This window comes from Streptomyces sp. NPDC005438 (genome assembly GCF_040606315.1).
Classification (GTDB): Bacteria; Actinomycetota; Actinomycetes; order Streptomycetales; family Streptomycetaceae; genus Streptomyces.
On the sequence record NZ_JBEXEP010000015.1, the window covers coordinates 1 to 23102 of the forward strand.

The following is a 23102-nucleotide window of genomic DNA, read 5'->3' on the forward strand; positions in this document are numbered from 1 at the left end:
GGGGGCGTTGGGCGAAGGAGCCGATCCCGTACAGCAGGATCGCGCGGACAGCAGCAGCGAGGTGGGCGGCGCGGGCCTGGCGGGCGTCCTGCTGGAAGTGGGCCTGGGCGCTGAGGTTGGACCAGGCTTCTTTCAGTTTCTTGGCCCAGTCGTCGAGGGGTTTGCCGTCCTCGAACAGGATGCCGTCGAGGATTTCGGTCCTCCACGGGGTGAGGCAGTTGGTGAGTGCGGTATGGATTTCGGGGCCTCCGGCCCAGGTGGTGAAGGTGGTGCCGGGGTAGTGCCAGGCGCGGTCGCCGGGTGCGGGGGCCGGCAGGACGCCGACGCGGTCCCAGGTGTCGGGGACGGTGACGCGCAGGTGCCAGTGGCCGCAGCCGTACAGGGCGCGGGTCTGTTCCTTCTCGGACCAGGCGGCGAACTGCCGGGCGGTGATGCGGCAGGGGGTGCCGACCGGGGATTTCCAGGTGTGTTTGGCCTAGGCGAAGGTGCGGTCGTACTCGACAAGGTGGGGCAGCCAGTCGGGCACGCGGGGTGGGGTGATCAGTTCGTTGCGGCCCTGGCCTGCGGTGGCGTGGAGCAGGCCGCGCAGTTCCTCGGACAGGACGGGGTAGCCCTCGGCGTGCTGGCCGCGGGCGGGGATGGTGCAGGTCCACAGGTCGCGGCCGGTCTGGGACGGCGATCCCATGATCACGGCGTCGTCCCAGTGGCGGCGCAGGGCCTGCCACAGCAGGACGAACGCGTCGCGGGCAGTGGCAGGGCTGTTGCTGTCCTGGAAGTCGAACCACTCCCCCACGGAGCGGATCTCGACGTGGTGGTCGCTGTCGTCGCGCTAGTAAGGGGCGACGGGGTGGCGTGCGTGGACGAAGTGGCCGGCCATCTTGTCGCGGCCGCGGCCGGTGTCGGTGCGCCAGCCCGGCGTGGGGGCGTTCAGCCAGGCGGCCACGGCGTCCCGCAGATACGGGTGGCGGTCCGCGTCGCGGTGCCAGGGGTCACCGGCGGTCATGTAGATGCGCTCCGCCCCATCGGGGACAGCGTGGAAGACGGCAGTGAGGATCTCGACGGCCGCTCTGGTGCCGAGATCGAGGTGGTGAGTCTCGTTGCGGTGGACCAAGACGCCGGTGTTGGTGTCCAGGAAGACTGTGGAACGGGCCTGCTGGGTGAAGTTGGGGCGAGTCGAGGCCAGGTTCTTGGTGTGGGTGAACCAGGCGTCGCCCGCTTCGCCGCCGGGGATGGAGGGCAGGATGCGCGGCTCATCGTCCCGCGCGGGCACGGTCTCAGACCCGTTCGGGGCCGCAGGCAGCGCACGCACCCGCAAAGCTTCAGAGATCCAGTAGTTCCCACCACTGAACATGCTGGCTAGCAGACCATCCATCACGCCAGAACCCACTGCCACAGCAACGAACATTCACACTCGCAGTTCAGGCCGACCTCACTGCCACAACAACAATGAGAACTCACAGTGGTCCGCGTGCCCGGGTTGCCCATCATGTTCAGCAGGGTCAGCGAGTGCCCCTGGTAGTCGTCGAGTTCATGGACCGACACGTCGGATACGGCCAGGTAGTGGCGCAGATCCTCGGTCATCGGCGGGAGTTCGAAGTCCGGCTCGAAGCCAGGGCGCCCCGGGGCGATCTGCGCGGCCAACAGGCGGGCAGCCTCACGCGCCCGGTCGTAGTCGCGCGCGAGGACGTTCTCGACGCGAACCGTGCGAGAGGTTTGGCTAGCACTCATGAGGATCACTTCCGGTCGGAGCGAGAAGGGACATCAGGTGGCGAGGCCGGGCTGCCCGGCGGCGAGACGCGCACTGTGCCGGTGGAAGATGACAGCCTTGGTGACCGCTTGCAGGACGTTCGCGCAGATAAGGGCGGACCACAGGGCGGTGAGCCCGCCTGCGTCGGCCACCGGGACCGCACTTAGGCACAACAGGCCGAAGGAGGCAGCGGTGGAGACCAGGCTCGGGAAGGTCCGCTTCAGTCCGAGCATGCCGAAGCCGGCGATCGCCTGCAGGGCGTCGGTGACCACCACGGCGCAGACGAGCGGGAGTTGATTCTCCAGCTGCGGCCGCAGGACGGCGTCATCGCTGAAAAGAGGGACGATCCAGTGTCCGAAGACCAGGAGGAGGAGACCGAGGGTGCCGACGCCGCACAGGGCGACTCCGCCGCCGGCGATGACGCTACGCCGGGTCCCGGCGACGTCGGCGTCGCGTGCCGCGCCCGCCACGATGGGGACGGTCGCCTGTCCGATCGCCACGGCAAGCGTGTAGATGAGGTTGACCAGATTTTCCGACACCCCGTGCACGGCGGCCTGTTCGGTGCCGAGTCGGGCAGCGGCGAACGTCAGCACGCCGAGGACCACGAACTTGATGAGCACAGTTCCGGCGAGCGGAATGCCCACCCTGGCGAGCCGGAACACCTGCGGCAGGTCGGGGCGTCCGGGGCGCAGTGATTGGTCAGCCAGCGCTGGAAGGCGGTGCAGGGCGAGTTGGACCCGGATGGTGGTGACGAGGCTGGACGTCAGCATGGCGATGCCGGCTCCGTTCAACCCCAGGGCCGGCAGGGGCCCGGCGCCCGTGATGAGCCCGATCGACAGCAGCACGGCGACGGCGGTGCCGACGAGTCCGGCCCGCATAACGAGCTTGCCCCGCCCGAGGGCCACCAGGACGGAGATCGCGGAGGCACCCACCGACGTCGACAGCACGGCAAAGACCAACAGGTAGGGGAACGCCCCGAGATGGTCGAGGGTGGAGTCGGGAACGCCGGTCGCGCGTCCGATGACTGACACACCGGCCACGGCAAGGGCACCAAGCAGACCGACGATGAACCCCAGCCACATTCCGTTGCGGACCAGCAAGGCCATGCCTTCGGGATCGTCCTCGTGCTGGCTGACAAACGGCATGACGCCGCGCAGGGCTCCGGTGACCGTGGCAGTGGCCGGGCTGTAGACGGCGATAGTGACGGCGAACGCGGCGAGCGAGGAGGTCGCATGTCTGCCGAGCAGGGCAGCGTCCACCAGGGCTCCAGCGGAGGACGCGACCATTGTGAGATAGAGCGGCAGCGCGGTCTTCGCGATCCTAGCGAAAGGGCTCTGCTGCCGTTTGGTCATGATAGTTACGGTCATGAGTTTTCCTGTCGGTTCGGCCCGCTTGCTTCCTGCTGCGGCGCCCCTGCTTTCCGCTCCAGCGCCCGATCGAATGATGTCGTTATGGCGTTCGCCACTTCTCCTTCCGAACCGTACAGATAGAAATAACCGCCGGGCCATGAACGACCGGTCACCGAATGACGGAAGCACTGTTTCCAATGGCCGACCTCGATCCCGCCAAGGACCGGGGTATCGCGGCCTTGACAGACCTCCGCTGGCGTGTCCAGCGGGGTTTCGGCGTCATACACATATGTATCGACGAGTTCCAGGTCGGAGCGTATTACTTCCAACAGGTAATCGACGTAGTTCGGGTTTTCGAGCAGTTCCTCGGACGTTCCGCCAAGGTCTCGAACGAAGTCGAGGAGCTGTGCGCCGTTCCACAGGTCTCGCCGAATCTGCGCGGGGTGCGAAATCCGGGCGGACGCGCGGCGGACAGACCCAGCCCAGGTGACCGGGGCGCCACGTCGCTCCAGCTCGGAGGCAAGCTCGAAGGCGATCAGGGCACCCATGCTGCGTCCGAAGACGGCGTTGGGCACGACACCTTGCTCATCGAGGGCGTCGAGGCAGAACCCGACGGCCTCCCGCACGCTCCGGCACACTTTCTGGCCGTAGGTGGCTCCCCGGCCGAGAAGGTCGAGCATGAGTACGCGGAATTTCCCTCGGAGCTGATTCCCGAGTTTCCGGTAGGCGATTGCCGAACCGCCGGCATAATGCAGAATCAACAGCTCGGGTAATGACATGGAAAATACATCGTCAGGATTCAATGATTTCCTCCCATATGGGAGGGGTGGTAGCAAGTTGGGCCATGAAACGAATCACCACCACATACCCGGGTCAGGGATCGCAGGTTCCGGGAATGGAAAAGGATGCGACGCAGGTGCGCCCCGGCCTCTCCCGAAGTTATTACGAAGCGGCGGATGACATACTCGGGCTGCCGCTCAGCTGCATCTGCTTTGAGGGCGACGCCGAGCAATTGCGCGACACCGCGGCGACCCAGCCCGCGGTCTTTCTCACGTCCCCACCCCTACCGCCATGCCGTGATCTGAACTGACCCTCCTGTCATGATCTCAGCGAGTCTGGCCGCACACCGACGAATCCCCGGTTCCAGCTTTTGCGGCGGGCCGCCAGGACGACGAGAGCGTGGGCACCGAAGCCGCCACGCCGCCGGATGGCACGTCCAAGAACGGCGACGGCTGCGGGTAGCCGACATCGTGCTTCAACACCTCCGTGTGGCGAGCGCTGACCTTCTGCTGAAGGTGCGTCACCTGCTCCTCGAGCTGCTGCCTCGCACGCAGTGACCGAAACCTTGCCGACCGAGACCGGTGTGCCGCTGCCTTACCAGGGGCTTCACGGCGATGGCAGAGACAGAGCATGGGTCAACCGACGGCAACCTCGCAGGTCAGTTCTTATCGACGGTGACCGGCCGGGCTTCCAACGCTGTACGCAGACGCTCCGCAACGACCTAGTACCGCTTCTGGTCCACGGGAAGTCGCCTGTGTTACTCAGGCCACCGACCAGCGAGCGTCCAGCCCAGTAGGCGCAACCCAGCCCGGTTCATGTCCCGGTCGACGCCCGCGAGGTAGTCCACGTCGACGGGCAGCTCGCCGTTCGACTGCCAGATCACACCATCCAGCCGGATGGGCAGGCTGGGGAAGTCGAAGAGAGAGCCCAAGCAACGCTTTCGCAGAACCGCCGCGCTCTGCTCGGGACTCAAGCGACACCGACCATCGGTCCTTCGACCACGCCCCGCGCCGCGACAACCAACCGTCCATGCCCTGCACCTTCGCGGAAGAGCCACAGGTGGCCGGCAACCTTCCCGCCGACGCGCCCGGATGAACGATGGTTGAAGGACTGAGCGCCGGCACCCAGTCGGCCTGTCATCGGCCGTGACTTTCAGCGGCGGGCTGCCTCGTGCAAGTGCCAGCACAGTTGTACGGGCAGTTGCGGCAGAGCGGCGCTCGCGCCGAACCGCCGCAGGAAGTCGGCTGCATTCCGGGCGATCAGGTCGCCCTGGCGGGAGAGGTACTGGCGTACCCGATCGATGTGGCAGCACGCTGACACCGCCCACATGCGGCGGCTGCTGGCGCTGTGAGACGGGAGCGCCACGCCTCACTGGTCCACGCTGAGCGATGCAACAGGCGGCCGACACCACGGACATCCCCTCAATCGCCGCCGCTGTCAATGTTGCATCGGGCAATCGATCGGGACCTACCCACAGCGAGCGGGCCAGCCGTCGACAAGGGGGGAAGTGGCACAGCGCGCGCGGACAGTTCACCAACGCCCAGCCGCCCACCGCAACTGGGTACTCACGCAGCCAGATGGCTAAAGTCGGGACCAGGCAGGACGTCGATCCGCTCGAAGTTCACGCGGTTGAGAGTGGGCTCCCGTGCCGGTCACTTCATAGAGGTGCCGCCATGACGCAGATCACCCGCAAACGACGGCATGCGCCGAGCGTAGCCAGACGCGACACAGCCCAACCCGGCGTTTCGCCACCCCACCCACAGGATCGACAAGTCTCCCGCCCACCGAACGACACCAGCCTCCACTGACAGAACGACACCCTGGTCCCGGCATCAGCGGCCCAGCCCAGCACCAGTGAAAACCTATGACGCACACCCAAGGAACATCACGCGACACCCATCACCGAGACCGCACGGGAAAGACTGACGGGCGTCTTCCGGCACCGCCCCGGTCGCTGTCGCTGCGTCTGTCGGCGTAGAACGGGCTGCCCGGGTCACGGCGCCCGCTTCCTCGAATCGCACGTGCGTCCACATGTTCGGGAGTGTTCTATTCTCCTGGCGTCGGTTGTCAGTGCCGCGTCCGACGATGCTCCGCATGAGCCTCACCAGTGAACTCAACGACCCGAACTCTCCTCTGTCGCTCTTCATGAACGGGGCACTGCCCGCGACTTCGCGTATCACAGGCAGCATGCGCGGCCGGCTGCCAGTCCGGCCGTCCACCGTCACCCCAGAGTGCACCCAACACCCCGATTACCGCAGCCTGGGCCGTGCCATCGACCGTCGCCTGCGCATCGCCTTCGGCTCCCCGATCGATGCCGCCCTGCTAGACGGCGTCCTGTACGCGGGCATCGACGTGGCAGAAGCGATCTCCCCTCTCGCGGGGCAGGCCGTCCACGGCATCGGCCAGGCACTGCTGTCCGAGCTCAAAGAGCAGACGGCCGCGTGTGGCGGGGCCATGACGCGCCCGCACGCCAGCGAAGATCGCCTGGGCCGCCTGTGCTTCGCCGCCTCGCATTTCGAAGAGGTCAAGCGGGCCGGCCTGCGGCCCGGCAATCCGCTCCTGCACCTGGGAGCGAATGCGATGCTGGACGATTTGCTCGGCCAAGTCCCCGCCTACGCCAGCCAGGACATCGCACGGCAGATGGAACTCGCCGCAGCTGATCACGCGATGGGCTGGGTGACACGGCGGCACGAGGACAAGCGGATCTGCGCTCCGGTCTTCAGCGGCAGCAACGACGTGGGAGGCGCCGACGCCGACTTCATCGTCGACGGCCATCTGATCGACTGCAAAGCGACCACACGCCCGGAGCGCTTCGGCTCCCGCAAAGAGGTGCACCAGCTCGCCGGCTACCTGCTGCTCGACTACGAGGACGAGTATGGCCTGGACAAGGTCTGTTTCTACCTATCCCGGCAGGGGCTGCTCGTCACCTGGTCGACACAGGAGTTCCTCGAACTACTGGGCGCCCGGCAGCCGTTGCCGAAGCTGCGGGCTGCCCTACGCCAGGCGCTGCGCGAATCGAACGCCCCTGCAAGCCCTCAGGAGCCACTATCTCTGGGCCCGACGCAAGAAAGCCTCTTCGGCGAAGACGGCACCGGCTGATCCACTCGGACCACAGCGGGCGATCCCCTCGCCGCCACGGCCGGGAAAAGCCGCTCCCCCGGTCGTGGCGATGGCGACCGCTGCCCCCCCCCGACCCCACACGCGGCGGCCGGATGACGCCATCGTAGCCTGCGGTGCCCGACCAGGAGGGCGCTACCCGGGGGACACGCCACTCACTAAAATGGGACGTCCGCAGCGGTGTATGGGTCCTGCAGGACGCCGCCCGCTACCTCGACCTGCTGTGCATGGATGACACCAACAGCGCATGTTGACATACAACGCGCAGGTGCGGACTCTGATCACCCTCCAGGGCCGCGAGACGTCAACTCCCCAACCCAGGCGTAGTATTCGGCGATCCAAACCGACAGTCAGGTCCCACTACACAACGATGAGCAGAACCAGCCCGTAGCAGGCGACGACGAAGGGCAGGACCATCCAAAGGTGATGAAGCCTCGGGAAACTCCGGTTGTGCCCGGCACGTGCCTACAGGTCGCGTACGGCGAGAACCGGAATCGGATCCGCGCCTCCTTGCTTGCGGAGCAACTGAGGGAGGTGGCAAACGAAGGAACAGTTCACCTCAGCTATCCGGTACTGGCCACAACTAACGAGACCGTCGAGGCGGACGCCCCGACGGTCACCGGCCCCACGGCTTGGTCGCCTTCTGCTGGCCGACTCGGTTTCCCAGAGCACGGAAGAATAGAAAGAGGTGCAGACCCGTCAAGACCACCTCCACGACGTGCTAGACAGCACCCTCAGCAAGCACGACGCTGCGTAAGCATCACTCACTCACCGTAGACACCAACACAGTAACGGTCATTCCCAACCCCGTTGACCCACCGGGATACCGCGCAGAGGGCATCCACTACAAGCCACAGGAAGTGAGTCCCCTTGATTGCCTTCAATAATTGGCGAGCCTCAGGCAAGAAGGACCATGTTTAGCAGCTAGCTGCCATTCTGGCTGAGACGACAATCCGCCATCGGTTCAGCCCGGGAAGAACCGGAAGGTACATCCGGCTCGGGCGCCGGCGTCGCACCAGAGCGCCTCCCGGCACACCCGGTAGCCGTACCCACCCCATCATCGGAAAGGAGCTTCAGGGGCTGGCGCTTGGTCCTCGCCGTAAACCAGTTGACCGCCCTGTGCCGGCCGCCGAGGCTGGGGCATCGCCGCCACCAGACCTGGAGAACGAGTGTCGACAGTCACCCCCGCCATGTTCACGTACGCCCTCGGCGACGACGCGGTACTGGTACCGCGCACCGCCGCCCTCGCGGAGGCCCATCACACCCTCCTGATGGCCAACTACGAGCGGCTCGCGCACTGGGACCCGGACTACGACACCGAACGCCGGCCGACCCTTGAGGAGACGCGCGCCCGCCTGGAACGTCAGGGCGGGGCCTGGGTGGAGGGAAGGCAACTGCCCCTCGACATCGCGGTACCGGCGGGCCAGGACTGGCAACTGGTCGGGGCGGTCACCCTCAACTGCGACATGCAGATGCGAGTCGGCGAACTCGGCTACTGGATCGACCCCGCCTTCGAGGGCCGAGGACTGGTCACCCGAGCCGCCACCGCCGTCCTGGACCAGGCCTTCAAGCACCTCGACCTGGACCGGGTCGAACTGCGGACCGGCACGGACAACACCCGTAGCCGAAGTGTCGCCCACCACCTGGGATTCACCGAGGAGGGCCTGCTGCGCGAAGCCGTGATCTTCCCCAACGGATCGCGCGACGACGACGTGGTCTACGGTCTCCTCGCACGCGAGTGGCTCGCCACCCGCGAACAAGGCGGCCCCCACCACCGTAGGAAGTGACCACGGCGGACCACCCATGCCCCACCGTGGCCCGGCCGACAGCGGCCAACGCGCTGACACCGGCCCGCCGTTCGGTAGGGGAAGGTAAGGACCCTGGGGAGCGGGAACCCAGCCAACGCCACGTCACCTTCGTGGGCGGGGACGACCCGCGGCCCCCGCCCACGAAACGCACGGACGCCTTCAGCGGCGGCTGGCCGCGCTGAACCACTCGGTGATGTGGGGCTGTGCCGCGATCTGCGAGGCGAAGTGCACGGACGGCCCCGCCACCTCCCCGGCCAGATCGTGCACCTCCACCTTGGCTCCCTGCCCCTCCAGGGAACGGACGCACGACGCGGTGTTGGTCGTGGCGGACTGCTCGTCGCCCCCGGCGAAGTAGAGCCGCGTGGACGCCCGCGGGCGCCAACCGGTGCAGGCGTTGTCGGTGTCCTCCAACGCCTCGGCCATCGGCCCCTCGGGTTCACGCAGCAGTCCCAGGCCGTGGGGGGTGAGGAGTTCCTCCAGCGTCTCGGGGGTTCCCTGGGCCAACTCCTCGTAGGAGTGGGTGCCGTCCGTCAGTTCGTCGATCTTCGACGCGTACGGCGGACGGAAGACCTCGTCCGGCTTGTCGTAGACCTCGTGCAGCCGGTTGAAGGAGGCAAGGGTGTAGGCACTGCTGACCGTGGCGGCCTTGGCGGCCACCTTGCCGTCGAGCATCGCCGGGATCTGCGCCCGGCGCAGGTCGTACGCTCCGCTCACGGCGGCCACCGCGCCCAGCTGGAACCGGCCGCCCTCGCCCGCCTGTAGTGCCCGGCCCAGGCCGAGCGCGACTCCGGCTCCCTGGGAGAAGCCGGTGGCCAGCACCTTGCCGCGCAGCGACCGGTTCTCACCGGGCAGGAAGTCCTCGGCCGCCCGCAGCATGTCCAAGGTGGTGTCCGTCCCGGACCGTACGTGAAGGTACGGATGGCTGCCCGGGCCCTTGCCCATGCCGAGGTAGTCGGGGGCGAGGGTGGCGAACCCGGCGGCGGCGTAACCGAGTGCGGCGGTGCCGTCGAAACCCTGCGGGTCTGTTGACGGGGCGTCAGAGCGAAGCAGTTCGCTGCCGTGCCCATAGGTCACGGGAGTCAGGGCGCCGGGCCGGTCGTGCGGCAGGGTCAGCAGTCCGCTGGCCGTGGTGACGCGGCCCTGGACGTCGACGGTTCGGTAGACCAGGCGATAACCGTCCACCCCGTACCGGACCTGGCCGGTGCCAAAGTCCTGCTTCTCCAGCCCCGCCGAGACCTCCTCGACCGTGGGCAGGGTGTACAGCCGCTCGGCGGAGACCAGGACGCCACGCCCCTTCGAGGAACGGCCGTCGGCCCGCTCGCCCCCTCCGGGAACAGCCTTCGCGGTGACCGCCGGGAAAGCGCCGAGCAGGATCGCGCACACCGCCAGGAACGCCAGAACCAACCGACTCCGGGTCAGATGGCGCCGGGATATCCACACGGAACGAGAACTCATGAACGTGCCACCACACTCTCCATCGGTATTCGAAGACGCATCACATTCGGCTCACGCACAGCACTCTTCGCCTTTTCCTCCGCACCCCGAGGAACTCCCGTCCACCACGCTTCGGTCGCGGGGGTTCTCCGCTCACCCGGCCTGGCGGGAAGAGCCGTCGGCGCCTTCCTGGAGTTCCTGGGCGATGGAGCGGCATATCTCCGCGTAGCCGTACATCAGTTGGGACATCAGTTCTTTGCAGTGGGAGGGCATACAGGCCATGATCTGCTGGCGTTCCCGTTCGACGACGGTGCAGGCCTCCACCATGCGCAGCATGGTCCTTCCGGCGTCGTTGAACCGCAGCGAGGGGTCCTTCCGCAACACCTGGGACAGGGGCGCCAACTCGGGCGACGGAGTGGCGGGCGCGGCGGTGCGCGGGGGTGCGGCACCGGGTGAAGTGGTCTTCTTCCGGGTCTTCTTGGCGCCCCTCTCCTGCTGCCGGGGCGGTACGGGAGGGGCCCCGCGACGCATACGGTCGCGCACGTCCGCCACGGTGGCGGCGGAGATGCCGGCCATGCTGGCGATCTGCCGCAGCGGGGTCTGCGGGTTGGCCCTGAGGAGTTCGCTGGCCCGTAGACGTCCCTGGGCGGTGTTCAGCGGGCGGACGCGGCCGTCCCGCCCGACCCTGCTCTCCGACGGGTCCGCCGTCTCCTGCCGCGCGTTGGCGCGAACGTCAGAGACCTTGCTCGGAGACAGCCCCGCGACCGTGGCCACGGCCCGGTCCGACCACTGGGGGTGACGCGTCAGAATCCGCTCGGCGGCGACCGTGCGCTCCGCGAGAGAAAGGGGCCGACCGTGGGTGGTGTTCAACGCCACCGCGAGCAGGGAGGCGTCCTCCTCCGTACCCTCGAAGAAGCGCACGGAAATGCTGTGAGCACCGGTCAGACGGGCCGCCGTCAGACGGTGGAAACCGTCGATGACCTTCATCGTCTTTCGGTGCACGACGATGGGCGGGAGGGGAACCGAGAGTGCGGCGAGTTTCCGGGCGTACTCGCTGTCCTTCTCCTCCGCCCGGGGGGAGTACGACGCGGTGAGCCTCGCGGTCGGGACGAGCTCGACCGGCGATTCGTTCAGTCCGCCGTCCCGCATGGCGATCAAGTAGTCCGATCCACTTGTGCCTGCTACCGGAATGAGCCGGTCACTACGCACATGCACCACCCCAATGCAGAAATCGTCTGTCTCACAGCAGGTTCTTCACGCGCTGGTGTGTTCACTCCGAAAGGAGGGTCACGTCCCGGGAGGCTCGGCATCGTCGGCCGCTGGCGGCGGTCGGCGTGAGCGGTTGACCATCCGCCGGCTGAGGCTCGGCGTGCTCACGCGGGACGGCCGGACGCGGTCGGGGCCGGGCGACCCTCGCGGGTGGGGCGCGGCCCTCCTGGGCGTTCCGGGTGTGGGTCACGGCCTGTGCCGTGTCAGCCGGCGCGGGAGACAGGGGCGGGCGGGTGGGGACCAGGGCGAGGTCGGCTTCGCTCGCGGTGGTGGCGTGGTGTCGCGCCGTCGTTCGTGACATCTCGGTTCCCCCGCATCGTCGGTCCGGTGCCGACGGCGCACGCCCTTTTGTCGGTCGGTCAAAACCAGGCGTGGCCGGACACCGAAACAGCCTCACACGAGCGGCTGGCGAGAATCTGAACGCATTCTGGGAACGTGCTGATGTGACGTGAAGGGGATCGTGAGTGGGGTGTAGCGCGCGGTAGGACAGGCGTCATCCAGCCAGCGGTTCCCCCGGGGCCAGACGGACCCCGGGGGACGTGGCGGGGGCGGGTCAGTCGACCGTACGGCGGGACAGGTTCAGCAGCACCAGGGCGCACAGGCTCGCCCCGACGGCGACTCCGGCGAGTACGGCTCCCACCGCGAGGTGTTCGAAGAGCAGGCCGGCCACTCCGTAGGCGATCGGGCTGGCGATGAACACGGCGGCGCCGAAGACCGGTAGCACGTTCGCCCGCAGTTCCTCCGGTGGTCGCAGGGTGATCAGTGCCGTCGCCGGGGCGGTCACCGCGGGTAGGAACATGCAGCTGGCGCCGACCGTCAACGCCGCGGTGAGGGCGGGCTGTTCCAGGGGCAGGAACCACAGTGCCGTGGCGGTGCCCACCGCCCCTCCCGCCGCCAGGCGGGTCGGTGGGATGTTGCGCGCCAGCCGGGCGACCACGAGGGTGCCCAGCGCGGTGCCGCCGCCCCACGCGGCCAGCAGCCAGCCCGCGACATGGGGGTCGGCGTCGTACCGGCTCTTGGCCATGACCGGTAGCGCGAGCATCACCACCGGCATGAGGGTGCCGTAACCGAGGGCGGCGAGGGACATGGTGCGCAGCACGGGGTCGCGGAAGAGGTAGCGCACCCCTTCGACCATGTTGTTCGCGGAGACCGGTCTGGGCGGTGCCTCCCTGCGGGGCAGTCCGACCAGGAGCGCGGCGGAGACGGCGAAGGTGGCGGCGTCGATCCACAGGACGTTGAGCGCGCCGACCTGGGTGATGAGGATGCCCGAGATGGCGGGGCCGACCAGGCGCGCCGTGGAGGTCGCGGTCTCGAAGAGGGCGTTGCCCTCGGTGAGGGTGCCCTCGTCGGATCCGACGACCTCGGCCAGCAGGACCCGTTGGGCCGACAGGTAGCCGGCGGAGACGCTGCCGAGGAGGGCCACGATGGTCAGCAGTAACCCGAAGGGCAGGGCGTCGGCCATGTAGAGGGCGGGGACGGTCGCGATCAGCATCGCGGAGCACATGTCGGCGACGATGGTGACCCGGCGTGGTCCCCAGCGGGCCACGAGCAGGCCGGCGGGCATACTCAGCAGCGGCACCGGCAGGATCTGGATGAGGAAGACCAGCCCCGTACGGCTCGGTGAGTCGCTGGTCACCAGCACGAACCAGGGCAGCGCGAGCACGGTCATCTGGTTCCCGGCCGAGGAGATGAACTCGGCGCCCAGGACCCTGCGGAACTGCCAACTGCGGAGTGGGGAGCGCTGTGGGGTGGCGGTCGTCATCGACCCGCCCGTGCCGGACGCGGGCGCATGTCCGTCCAGGACGTCTCCACGTGGGCGAGGCAGGCGTGCCGGGTGTCCGGTCCGAAGACCGACGACCAGCCGTCGGGGACCGGTACGACGGTCGGCCACAGGCTGTGCTGGCCGCTCTCGTTGACCAGGACCCGGTAGGTCCCGTCGCGGTCGTCGAACGGGTTCGCCATCGTCTTCTCCCTGTTGCCGTGGCTGAAAGTCGATTGGTCGGGGGCCCGGCGCGTACGGCCCGGGGGCGGGTGCCGACGGTCCGGGTCTCCCGTTGGAGGTCGGGCCGGAAACGGGCGGGCTTCGCCCGTTCCCGGCTCTTGACACTCATTCCCGGCTGCTGGGGGCCTCCTCGTCCCGTTCGCCTCGGACGAGCTCGCGCAGCTGGCGCACGGTGAGTTCCGGGTTTTGCGCGACGAGCGACAGCACCTGTGGCCACTGGCGCATCATCGCGCCCATGGCCTTCGGGGGTACGTGGTCCGGGGCGTACACCCACAGGCCCCGCAGTTCGCCCTCGACCTCGCGGGCCACCAGGTACAGGTCGAGGTTGTGCGGTTCGATCGCGGTGATCAGTTCCGGGAGGGGGCTCTCGTCGCCGACCTGTACGTCGAGTGAGGTCACCTCCAGTCCTTCGAGGGCGAGGGTGTTGCTCGGCACGCCCAGGAGGTTGAGCATCACGCGCAGCGGCAGCTGGTTGCCGTCCCCGATGACGCCGTCGTGGACGAGGGCCCGCACCGGTACGTTCTGGTGCGAGTAGGCGTCGAGTTCGGCCTGGAGTACGCGCCCGAGGAGTTCCCGGAAGGTCGGGTCGTCCCCCATCCGGGACCGGTTGAGGATGATGTTGATGAACGGGCCGACCATCGACTTGGTCTCCGGGCGTTCCCGGCCGGCCAGCGGGTGGCTGACCGCGATGTCCTTCGCGCCGGAGTAGCTGTGCAGGAGGACGTGGAAGGCCGCCATCAGCATCATGAACAGCGTCACGCCCTCGCGGCGTGCGGCGTCCTTCACCGCCGAGAGCACCTCCGCGTCGACGGTCACGCTGTGGCTGTAGCCCGGGGCGAGGTCCTGGTGCTGGTGTTCCGGCGCGTCGAAGTCGAGTGTGCTGGCGGCACCGTCCAACTGCTCGCGCCAGTAGGCGACATGCTCGTCGAGGGCGCCGCTCGCCAACAGGCGCTGTTCCCAGGCCGCGTAGTCCAGGTGGCTGACCCTCACCTCGGGCAGCCGTGGCGTGCGGGCCGCCAGGTGGGCGGCGTACAGCTCCGACAGTTCGTTGATGACCACGAGGAATCCCCAGTGGTCCACCAGGATGTGGTGGGCGACCAGGACTAGGGCGTGTTCGGTGTCGGACAGCCGTACGAGGAGGCCGCGTACCAGGTTGCCGTCCTCGATGCGGAAGGGGCGTTCGGTCTCCTCGGTGAGGAGGTGTCGCAGTGCCTCGCGCTGTTCTGGGTGGGCGCGCAGGTCGACGGTCTCCAGCGGCCACTCGGGCCGGCCGTCGGCGAACTGCACGGTACGGGAGCCCCGTTGGACGTAGCGGGTACGCAGGATGTCGTGGCGCTGCACCAGGTCGTTCAGTCCGCGCCGCAGCGCGGCGCGGTCGAGCTCTCCGTGGAGGCGCCAGGCGGTGATCACACCGTGGTGGGCGTGGTTGGGGCCCACCGGCTGGAGCAGGAACTCCAGTTGTCCGAAGGACAGTCCGGTGCCGTCGCTGTGGTCGGCCCTGGGGATCGGCGCGTTCAGCAGGTCGGTCGCGTCGACCGCCGCGGCGTGTTCTTCGTGGAGGTCCAGTTCGACGGTGCCGTTGTCGATGGCGTGGGCGCAGCGGACGACGGCGCGCAGGGCGTCGCACCAGGACTGGGCGAGGTCGTGGACCTCTTCCTCGGTGAGCAGGGAGGACGCCCAGCTCCAGTGGGCGACCAGTCGGGGGCCGTCGGGGCCGTCCTGGGTGACGGCGTTGATTTCGAGGGGGTGGGACAGCGGCCGGGCCGCGCCAGCCGCGGTGGGGGCGGTGTCGTCGTCGCGTACCGGCAGCCAGGGGCTCTCCTGGTCGGTGACGGGTACCCGACCGAGGTAGTTGAACAGCGCCTGTGGTGCCGGCAGCGTGGCCAGGAGTGGCGCGACCTCGGGGGTGAGGTGGCGCAGCAGGCCGTAGCCGAGGCCGTGTCCGGGCAGCGACCGCAGTTGCTGGCGGGTGTGGGTGACCGAGGCGGCCAGTTCGTCGCCCGCCTGTGCCGCCTGCTTCCACGGCAGGGTCGCGGAGTCGAGCCGTACCGGGTGGATGCTGGTGAACCAGCCCACGGTGCGGGAGAGGTCGACTCCGTCGAGGAGTTGTTCGTGCCTGCCGTGGCTCTCGGTGTCCACGACCACCGGGGTGCCGTCGGTGTCGTGGCCGTTACGCCGGGCCCGCCAGCGTCCCACGGCCAGGCCGAGGGCGGTCAGCAGGAGGTCCTGGACGCCGCTGCGGAACGCCGCCGGTGCCTGGCTGGTCAGTGGTGCGGTGTCCTCGACCGGCAGGGTCACGGTCAGCCGGCCCTCGGTGCCGGTGAGGTCGCGTTCCGGGTCCAGTGTGCCCGGGACCAGGGGGGCGGCGTCGCGCAGGATGCCCTGCCACACCGGCAGTTCGGCCCGGTGTCGGGCGAGGTTGTCGTCGGAGGTCAGCCTGGTCGCCCAGCCGCGTAGGGAGGTGGTGACCGGGGCGAGGGCCGGTTCCTGGCCGGTGGCGACGGCGCCCCAGGCGGTGGCGCAGTCGGCCAGCAGGATGCGCCAGGACACGCCGTCGACGGCGAAGTGGTGTACGGCCAGCAGCAGTCGGCCGGGCCGCTTGTCTCCGCCGTCGAACCAGACGGGCTGGATCATGGCCCCTTCGGCCGGGTCGAGCCGTTGCCGGGCGGCTCCGGTCTCCTCGATGACGCGGTGGTGGGCGTCCTCGTCGTTGAGCGCCCCGGTGTCGACGCGGCGCAGGATGTCGGTGGCGCGTACGGTGCCCGGTTCGTCGGCGTACAGGGACCAGCTGCCGTCCGGTTCGGTGACCAGTCGGGTCCGTAGCGCGTCGTGCCGGTCGATGACGGCCTGGAGGACCGCCGTCAGCTGGGTTTCGCTGATGTCGGGGGGGAGGCCGACGGTGGTGGACAGGTCGAAGCCGACCGGGGAGCCGCCCAGTTGGCGCTGCCGTTCCAGGACGGGTAGCGGTGGGACGCGGCCGGTGCCGTCCTCGGATCGTTCGGCCGGGGTGGTGTGGTCGGCGGGCCTGGCCACCTGGGCGAGGCCGGCGGCGGTCTGGTGGGTGAACACGTCCCGGACGGTGAAGACCAGCCCGGCGGTGCGTGCCTGGGCGACCAGCTGGGTGGCCTGGATGCTGTCTCCGCCGAGGTCGAAGAAGCCGTCCTCGGCGCCGACTTCGGGCAGGGAGAGGACCTCGGCCAGTACGGCGCACAGGGTCCGTTCGACGGCTGTCTCGGCCGACCGGGAGGGGGCGTCGGTGCCCAGGGCGGGAACGGGCAGCGCGCGGCGGTCGAGCTTGCCGTTGGCGGTCATCGGGAACGCGTCGAGCACGGTGACGACGGTCGGGACCATGTACTGCGGCAGCCGTTCGGCCACGAAGGACCGCAGCTCGGCGGGGTCGGCGTGGGCGCTGTCGGTGAGCACGGCGTAGCCGACGAGGTCCTTGCCGCCGGAGGGCTTCTCCCGGACGGTGACCGCGCTGTCGGCGACGGCCGGGTGGGTGCCCAGGACGTTCTCGATCTCGCCGGGTTCGATGCGGAAGCCACGGATCTTGACCTGGTCGTCGGTGCGTCCGAGGTACTCGACACGGCCGTCCGCGCGCCAGCGGACCAGGTCGCCGGTGCGGTACATCCGTTCGCCGGGTGCGCCGTGGGGGCAGGCGACGAACCGTTGGGCGGTCAAACCGGGCTTCTCCAGGTAGCCACGGGCGAGTCCGTGGCCGGCGAGGTACAGCTCGCCGGGGACGCCGGCGGGTACCGGGCGCAGTCGTTCGTCGAGGACGTAGACGCGGGTGTCGTTCATGGGGGTGCCGATCGGCACGGTGCCGTCCGGCGCCTGGCGGGTGCTGTGCAGTACGGCGAAGGTCGTCGTCTCGGTCGGCCCGTAGCCGTTGGTGAGGACGGTGTCCGGCCAGGCGGCCAGGGCCTTGGCCACGACGGGGGGCGAGAGGGCCTCGCCGCCGGCCATCACCTCGCGCATCCCGGCGAGGGCCGGGGCGTCGCGTTCCACGAGCAGGTTGAACAGGGCGGCGGTGAAGAACGCGGAGGTGACCCGGCGTTCGCGGAGGGTGTGCAGCAGGGTGTCGGGGTCGAGTTCCCCGGCCGGGGCGACGACGACCTCTCCCCCGTTGAGCAGGGGCACCCACAGTTCGTAGGTGGAGGCGTCGAAGGCGGTGGGGGCGTGCATCAGCACCCGGGTGTGGTTGCCGCCGCGCCAGACCGGGTCGGCGGCGAGGCTGGCCACGTTCCGGTGGGTGACGGCGACGCCCTTGGGTTCCCCGGTGGAGCCGGAGGTGTACATGACGTAGGCGGTGCGTTCCGGGTCGGCCGGGGTCGGCGTGACGGGGGTGGGTGCCGCATCGTTCGCGGTGGACAGCGCGGTGACCGCGTCGAGGACGTGGAGGCCGTCGGTGACAGAGGGAGGGGGCTCGTCGCCATCGCCGTCGACGAGGAGGACGCCGGCCCGTGTCTCGTCGATGATCAGCCGCATACGGGACTCGGGGTAGCGGGGGTCCAGTGGCACGTAGACCCCGCCGGCCTTGACCACGGCCAGGATCGCGGCCGGCAGCCACACGGAGCGTTCCATCAGCAGGCAGACCGCGTCCTCGGCGCCGTCCGCCCCGATCCCGCGGGTGCGCAGCCGCTCGGCGAGCCGGTCGGAGGCCAGGGAGAGTTGGCGGTAGGTCAGGTGTTCCTCGCCGCAGCTGACGGCGACCGCGTCCGGGGTGCGGGCGGCCTGCCGCTCGAACCGTTCGGGCAGGCCGTCGTCCGGTGGGGTGGCGGCGGTGCCGTTCCACTCCTCCAGTACCCGGTGCCGCTCCGCGCGGGTGAGCAGGTCGACCTCGCTGACCGGCTGGTCGGGGTCGGTGATCGCGGCCAGCAGTATCTGGCGGAGCCTGCGGATCAGGGTGCGGATGGTGTCCGCGTGGAACAGGTCGGTGTTGTACTCGATCCCGCCCTCGATGCCGTGCGGGGTGCCGTCCTCGGCGAGGTGCTCGTGGAGCAGCAGGACCATGTCCATCCGGGCCGTGCCGGTGCCCACCACCATCGGCGCGGTCTCCAGGCCGGGCAGGTCCAGGGACTGGTCGGTGACGCTCTGCCAGGACAGCATGACCTGGACCAGGGGGTGGTGGGACATCGACCGGGTGGGGCTCAGGCTGTCCACGAGGGACTCGAAGGGGATGTCCTGGTGTTCCAGTGCCTCAAGGGTGCGTTCGCGTACCGATGAGAGCAGGTCCCGGAAGCTGGTGTGGTCGCCGATCCGGGTGCGCAGCACGAGAGTGTTGGTGAAGAAGCCGACGAGGTCCTCGGTGGCCTGGTCGCTCCGGCCGGCGGTGGCCACGCCGATGGGGATGTCGTCGCCGGCGCCGTGCCTGCTGAGCAGTACGGCCAGGGCGGCGTCCAGCACCATGAACATGCTCACGTCGCAGCAGTGGGCCAGGCGGGCCAGGCCGGCGTGCAGGTCGGTGTCCCAGCGGAAGGTGAGCGTGTCCCCGTGGTGGGAGGCCTCGGCCGGGTGGGGGCGGTCGGCCGGCAGGGCGATCCGCTCGGGCAGGCCGTCCAAGGCCTCGCGCCAGTAGGCGAGTTGGCGGGAGTAGGTGCTGTCGGGGTCGTCCTGCGAGCCGAGGTACTGGCGCTGCCACAGGGCGTAGTCCGCGTACTGCACGGGCAGCGGGGCACGTTCGGGCGCGCGGCCGAGCAGCTGTGCCGTGTACGCCGCCGCGAGGTCGGCCCGCAGAGGTGTCAGCGACCAGCCGTCGGCCGCGATGTGGTGGACGACGACGACCAGCACGTGGGTGTCGGGGTCGAGGGCGAACAGCTCGGCGTGCAGCGGGATCCGGGTGGTCAGGTCGAAGGTGTGGCGGACCGCCGCCGACAGGGCGTCGTCCAGCTGGTCGGGCTCGATCCGGGTGACCGTCAGCGTGGGCCGTGCCTGTTCGGGGTCCAGGATCTGTTGGCAGGCGACCGGGCCGGTGTCGGGGAAGACGGTCCGCAGCGCCTCGTGGCGCGCGACGACGTCGGCGAAGGCCGCCCGCAGGCAGTCGACGTCCAGGGTGCCGGTGAGCCGTAGGACGATCGGGAGGTTGTAGGTGGGTGACGGGCCTTCCATCTGGTGCAGGAACCACAACCGCTGTTGCGCGAAGGACAGGGGCAGGGGGTCGGGGCGGGTCATCGGGCCCAGGGCGGGACGGCTCCCTCCCTCGTCGCCGTGCCGGAGCAGTCGGGCCAGCCCGGCCGGGGTCTGCCTCTCGAACAGGGCCCGCACCGGCAGGTCGGTGCCGAGGGTGGCGCGGATCCTGGCCACCAGGCGGGTGGCCAGCAGGGAGTGCCCGCCCAGGGCGAAGAAGCTGTCGTCGATGCCCACCTGGGGCACGTTCAGCACCTGGGCGAAGAGGGCGCACAGGGCCTCTTCCTCGGGGGTGCGGGGGGCGACGTACACCGCGCTGGCCCGGGTGTGCTGGCTGTCGGGGGCGGGCAGGGCGTTGCGGTCGGTCTTGCCGCTGGGGGTGCGGGGCAGTTCGTCGAGGAACACGAAGCTGGAGGGGACCATGTAGTCGGGGAGCTGGTCGCTCAGTTCGGCCCGCAGGTGGCGGCGCAGTTCGTCCGCCGCGCCGGCCGCCGGGTCGGGCACCACGTAGGCGGCCAGACGCTGGTCCCCCGCCTGGTCCTCGCGGACCACGACGACGGTGTCCCGGACCTGTTCCTGGCGCATCAACACCGCCTCGATCTCGCCGAGTTCGATGCGGTAGCCACGGAGCTTGACCTGGTGGTCGAGCCTGCCGAGGTAGTCGATGTCGCCGTCCACCCGGCGCCGTACCAGGTCGCCGGTGCGGTACAGGCGGTCGGCGAGGTCGGACGGGAAGGGGTTGGGCACGAACTGTTTCTCGGTGAGTTCCGGTCGGTTCACGTAGCCACGTGCCAGGCCGGTGCCGCCGATGCACAGTTCGCCGGGGACTCCCGGGGGGACCGGGCGGTCCTCGGCGTCGAGGATGTGGACCTCGGTGTTGGCGATCGGCCGTCCGATGGTGATGGTGTCGTCGACGACACGGGTGCCCAGCGCGTAGATCGTGGCCTCGCTCGGCCCGTACATGTTCCACAGGTCGACGCCCCGGGCGAGCAGGCGCCGGGCCAGGTCGGGCGGCAGCGCCTCGCCGCAGATCAGTCCCCGCAGTCCCGGGCGGCCCGGCCAGCCGGCGTCGACCAACATGCGCCAGGTGGACGGGGTGGCCTGCAGCATGGTCGCCCCGGTCAGGGCCATCTCCTCCGCGAGCAGCTTGCCGTCGGTGGCCACCTCGCGGGTGGCCAGCACCACGCGGGCGCCCTCGACCAGGGGCAGCAGCAGTTCCAGTGTCGCGATGTCGAAGGAGAGGGTGGTGACGGCGATGAGGCTGTCGTCGGCGTCGATGCCGGGCCACTGCTTCATGGCCCAGAAGAGGTTGTGCAGGGCACGGTGCGGCAGTTGGACGCCCTTGGGGCGGCCGGTGGAGCCGGAGGTGTAGATCACGTAGGCCAGGTCGGTGCCCTGGACCGGTACGTCGAGCGCTTCGGCGGACTCGGCCGCGAGTTCCTCGCGTGTCTCGTCCAGGCACAGGGTGGTGGCCCGGCTGTCGGGCAGCCGGGGGGCGACCGAACTCTGGGTGACCAGAACGGGCAGTTCGGCGTCCTCGATCATGAACGCGACGCGTTCCCTGGGCAGTTCGGGGTCGATGGGTACGTAGGCGCCTCCGGCCTTCAGTACCGCCAGCACCGTGACGATCATGTCCGCTGACCGCTCCAGGCAGACCCCGACCATCACGTCACGTCCGACGCCCAGGGTCCGCAGCCGGCGGGCCAGCTGGTTGGTGGCCCGGTCCAGCTGGGCGTAGGTGAGCGTGTCGCCCTGGCAGTAGACGGCCTCGGCGTCCGGCCTCGCCGCCGCCTGCCGCTCGACGCGCTGGTGGGTGAGCAGCTGGTCCGGCCACTCGTGGCGGGTGTCCTCCCGCTCCTGGTGGTGTGCGCGCTGTTCGGCGTCGGTGAGCAGCGCGACATCGAGGACGCGCCGCTCGGGGTCGGCGAGCAGGTTGTCCAGCAGCACTTTCAGGTGGCCGCTCATGCGGTCGATCGAGGCGGCGTCGAAGAGTTCGGTGTTGTACTCGAACCAGCCGCCGAGTTCCTCTCCCTGCTCGAAGACCTGGAGTTCCAGGTCGAACCGGGCGGTGGAGCTGGCCACCTCCATCAGCTCGAAGCGCAGCCCGCCGACGTCGAACTCCGGTACGGGGATGTTCTGGTAGACGAACGACACCTGGAAGACCGGGGAGCGGGACAGGTCCCGTTCCGGGGACAGTTCCTCCACCAGGCGTTCGAAGGGCACTTCCTGGTGGGCGAAGGCGTCGAGGGCGGCTCCGCGCACCCGGTGGAGCAGTTCGGTGAACGTGGGGTTGCCGGACACGTCGTTGCGGATGGCGAGGGTGTTGACGAAGTAGCCGATCAGCCTTTCGACCTGGGACTGTCCCCGGTTGGCGACCGGCACCCCGACCACCACGTCGTCCTGCCTGCTGTACCGGTGCAGCAGCACGACGTAGGCGGTGAGCAGGGTCATGAACGGGGTGACGCCGGTGCGTTGGCTCAGCTCGCGCAGGCCGTTCATGACGGGGGCGGGCAGGTGGAAGGGGCGGGAGTCGCCGTCCGAGCCGAGCACCGCCGGTCGCGGTCGGTCGGTGGGCAGTTCGAGCAGCGGTGGGGCGCCTTCGAGGGTCTCGCGCCAGTGGTCCAGCTGGGCGGTGAAGTCCGGGCTGGCGAGCTTCTTGCGCTGCCAGGCGGAGTAGTCGGCGTACTGCACCGGCAGTTCCGGGAGTCGGGCCTCGGTGCCGGTGAGGTACCCCTGGTACAGGGGGACGAGTTCGCCGAAGAGGACCGAGGTGGACCACAGGTCGGCGACGATGTGGTGCATGGTCAGCAGCAGGACGTGTTCCTCGGCGGCCAGGCGCAGGAACCTCATCCGCATCAGCGGCCCGGTGCCCAGGTCGAAGGGGCGGGAGAACTCCTGGCGGGCCCGTTCCCTGATGCCCTCCTCCCCCTCCGGGCCGCGCAGATGGCCGCAGTCCTCGACGGTCAGCTCCACCTCGCCCGAGTCGTGCACGACCTGTACGGGTTCGCCGTCGACCTCGTCGAAGGTGGTACGCAGCGACTCGTGTCGGCGCACGATCTCGTCCAGGCTGCGGCGCCACAACTCCACGTCGAGCGGCCCGTGGACCCGTACGGCGGCGGGGATGTTGTAGGTGGCGCTGCCCGGGTTGAGCTGGTCCAGGAACCACATGCGCTGCTGGGGGAAGGACGCGGGGAACCGGCGCCTGCGGGCCGGCCGGTCACCGGCCTTGCGCCGCAACCTCTCTGCCAGCAACTCGCGCTTCTGCTCCGGTGTGAGGCTGGACAGATCGATGTCGGTCATGCGCCCTTCTCCTGCTCGTTGATCTCGGCGGACGAGAAGTTCGTGGGCTGTGCTTCCGCCCCGTGCGTCGGACCATGTCGTCGGACTCCCGCCGGCGTGGGCCGTGGGCCCGCCCGCACGACGGTGACCGCTCCCCCATCCGCGCGGATCGGTGGGCCGGTACCGCGAGC

The 23102-nt window shown here is 69.3% G+C and carries 13 protein-coding genes; 3 read left to right on the top strand and 10 right to left on the bottom strand.

The features are described 5' to 3' along the window. Positions 1 to 475: 475 nt before the first annotated feature. From ABZT14_RS24220 to ABZT14_RS24240, 5 genes are read right to left on the bottom strand one after another with little or no spacing between them, the layout of a single operon-like run. The gene (locus ABZT14_RS24220) at positions 476 to 793 is read right to left on the bottom strand and encodes a hypothetical protein (protein WP_356306249.1); all 318 of its coding nucleotides are present in this window, start codon (positions 791 to 793) and stop codon (positions 476 to 478) included. A gap of 36 nt (positions 794 to 829) precedes the next feature. Next, positions 830 to 1375 (bottom strand): hypothetical protein, encoded by a 546-nt coding sequence (locus ABZT14_RS24225; RefSeq protein WP_356306251.1) that lies wholly within the window; start codon positions 1373 to 1375, stop codon positions 830 to 832. Continuing rightward, on the bottom strand, positions 1372 to 1728 hold the full coding sequence (locus ABZT14_RS24230; RefSeq protein ID WP_356306253.1) for a DUF6002 family protein: 357 nt from the start codon (positions 1726 to 1728) through the stop codon (positions 1372 to 1374). Before ABZT14_RS24230 ends, ABZT14_RS24225 begins: the two co-directional genes overlap by 4 nt. 33 nt (positions 1729 to 1761) lie before the next feature. Beyond that, positions 1762 to 3099 (bottom strand): MATE family efflux transporter, encoded by a 1338-nt coding sequence (locus tag ABZT14_RS24235; RefSeq protein WP_356306255.1) that lies wholly within the window; start codon positions 3097 to 3099, stop codon positions 1762 to 1764. Between the two features lie 11 nt (positions 3100 to 3110). Then, the gene (locus tag ABZT14_RS24240) at positions 3111 to 3875 is read right to left on the bottom strand and encodes a thioesterase domain-containing protein (RefSeq protein WP_356306257.1); all 765 of its coding nucleotides are present in this window, start codon (positions 3873 to 3875) and stop codon (positions 3111 to 3113) included. A 65-nt stretch (positions 3876 to 3940) separates the two neighbouring features. On the opposite strand from ABZT14_RS24240, the gene ABZT14_RS24245 reads away from it, so the two are divergent. From ABZT14_RS24245 to ABZT14_RS24255, 3 genes are all read left to right on the top strand, one after another. Further along, the gene (locus tag ABZT14_RS24245) at positions 3941 to 4186 is read left to right on the top strand and encodes a hypothetical protein (protein WP_356306259.1); all 246 of its coding nucleotides are present in this window, start codon (positions 3941 to 3943) and stop codon (positions 4184 to 4186) included. Positions 4187 to 5970: 1784 nt separating this feature from the next. Next, positions 5971 to 6975, top strand: a complete 1005-nt coding sequence (locus tag ABZT14_RS24250) for a hypothetical protein (protein ID WP_356306261.1) — start codon at positions 5971 to 5973, stop codon at positions 6973 to 6975. Positions 6976 to 8162: 1187 nt separating this feature from the next. After that, the gene (locus ABZT14_RS24255) at positions 8163 to 8780 is read left to right on the top strand and encodes a GNAT family protein (RefSeq protein WP_356306263.1); all 618 of its coding nucleotides are present in this window, start codon (positions 8163 to 8165) and stop codon (positions 8778 to 8780) included. A 180-nt stretch (positions 8781 to 8960) separates the two neighbouring features. Here the strand turns inward: ABZT14_RS24255 and ABZT14_RS24260 are convergent, their stop codons facing one another. The 5 genes from ABZT14_RS24260 to ABZT14_RS24280 all read right to left on the bottom strand — a co-directional run bounded on the left by ABZT14_RS24260 (position 8961) and on the right by ABZT14_RS24280 (position 22932). Then, positions 8961 to 10256, bottom strand: coding sequence for a lipase (locus ABZT14_RS24260; RefSeq protein WP_356306265.1), 1296 nt, complete (start codon positions 10254 to 10256; stop codon positions 8961 to 8963). A 132-nt stretch (positions 10257 to 10388) separates the two neighbouring features. Beyond that, a complete protein-coding gene (locus ABZT14_RS24265; RefSeq protein ID WP_356306379.1) occupies positions 10389 to 11384 on the bottom strand; it encodes a ParB N-terminal domain-containing protein in 996 nt (331 codons plus the stop codon). Between the two features lie 673 nt (positions 11385 to 12057). Continuing rightward, entirely contained in the window at positions 12058 to 13266 is a 1209-nt protein-coding gene (locus ABZT14_RS24270; protein WP_356306267.1) for an MFS transporter, read from the bottom strand. After that, positions 13263 to 13466: an MbtH family protein gene (locus tag ABZT14_RS24275; protein WP_356306269.1), complete on the bottom strand. Its 204-nt coding sequence runs from the start codon at positions 13464 to 13466 to the stop codon at positions 13263 to 13265. Before ABZT14_RS24275 ends, ABZT14_RS24270 begins: the two co-directional genes overlap by 4 nt. Before the next feature lie 145 nt (positions 13467 to 13611). Further along, a complete protein-coding gene (locus ABZT14_RS24280; protein ID WP_356306271.1) occupies positions 13612 to 22932 on the bottom strand; it encodes an amino acid adenylation domain-containing protein in 9321 nt (3106 codons plus the stop codon). Positions 22933 to 23102: the final 170 nt, after the last annotated feature.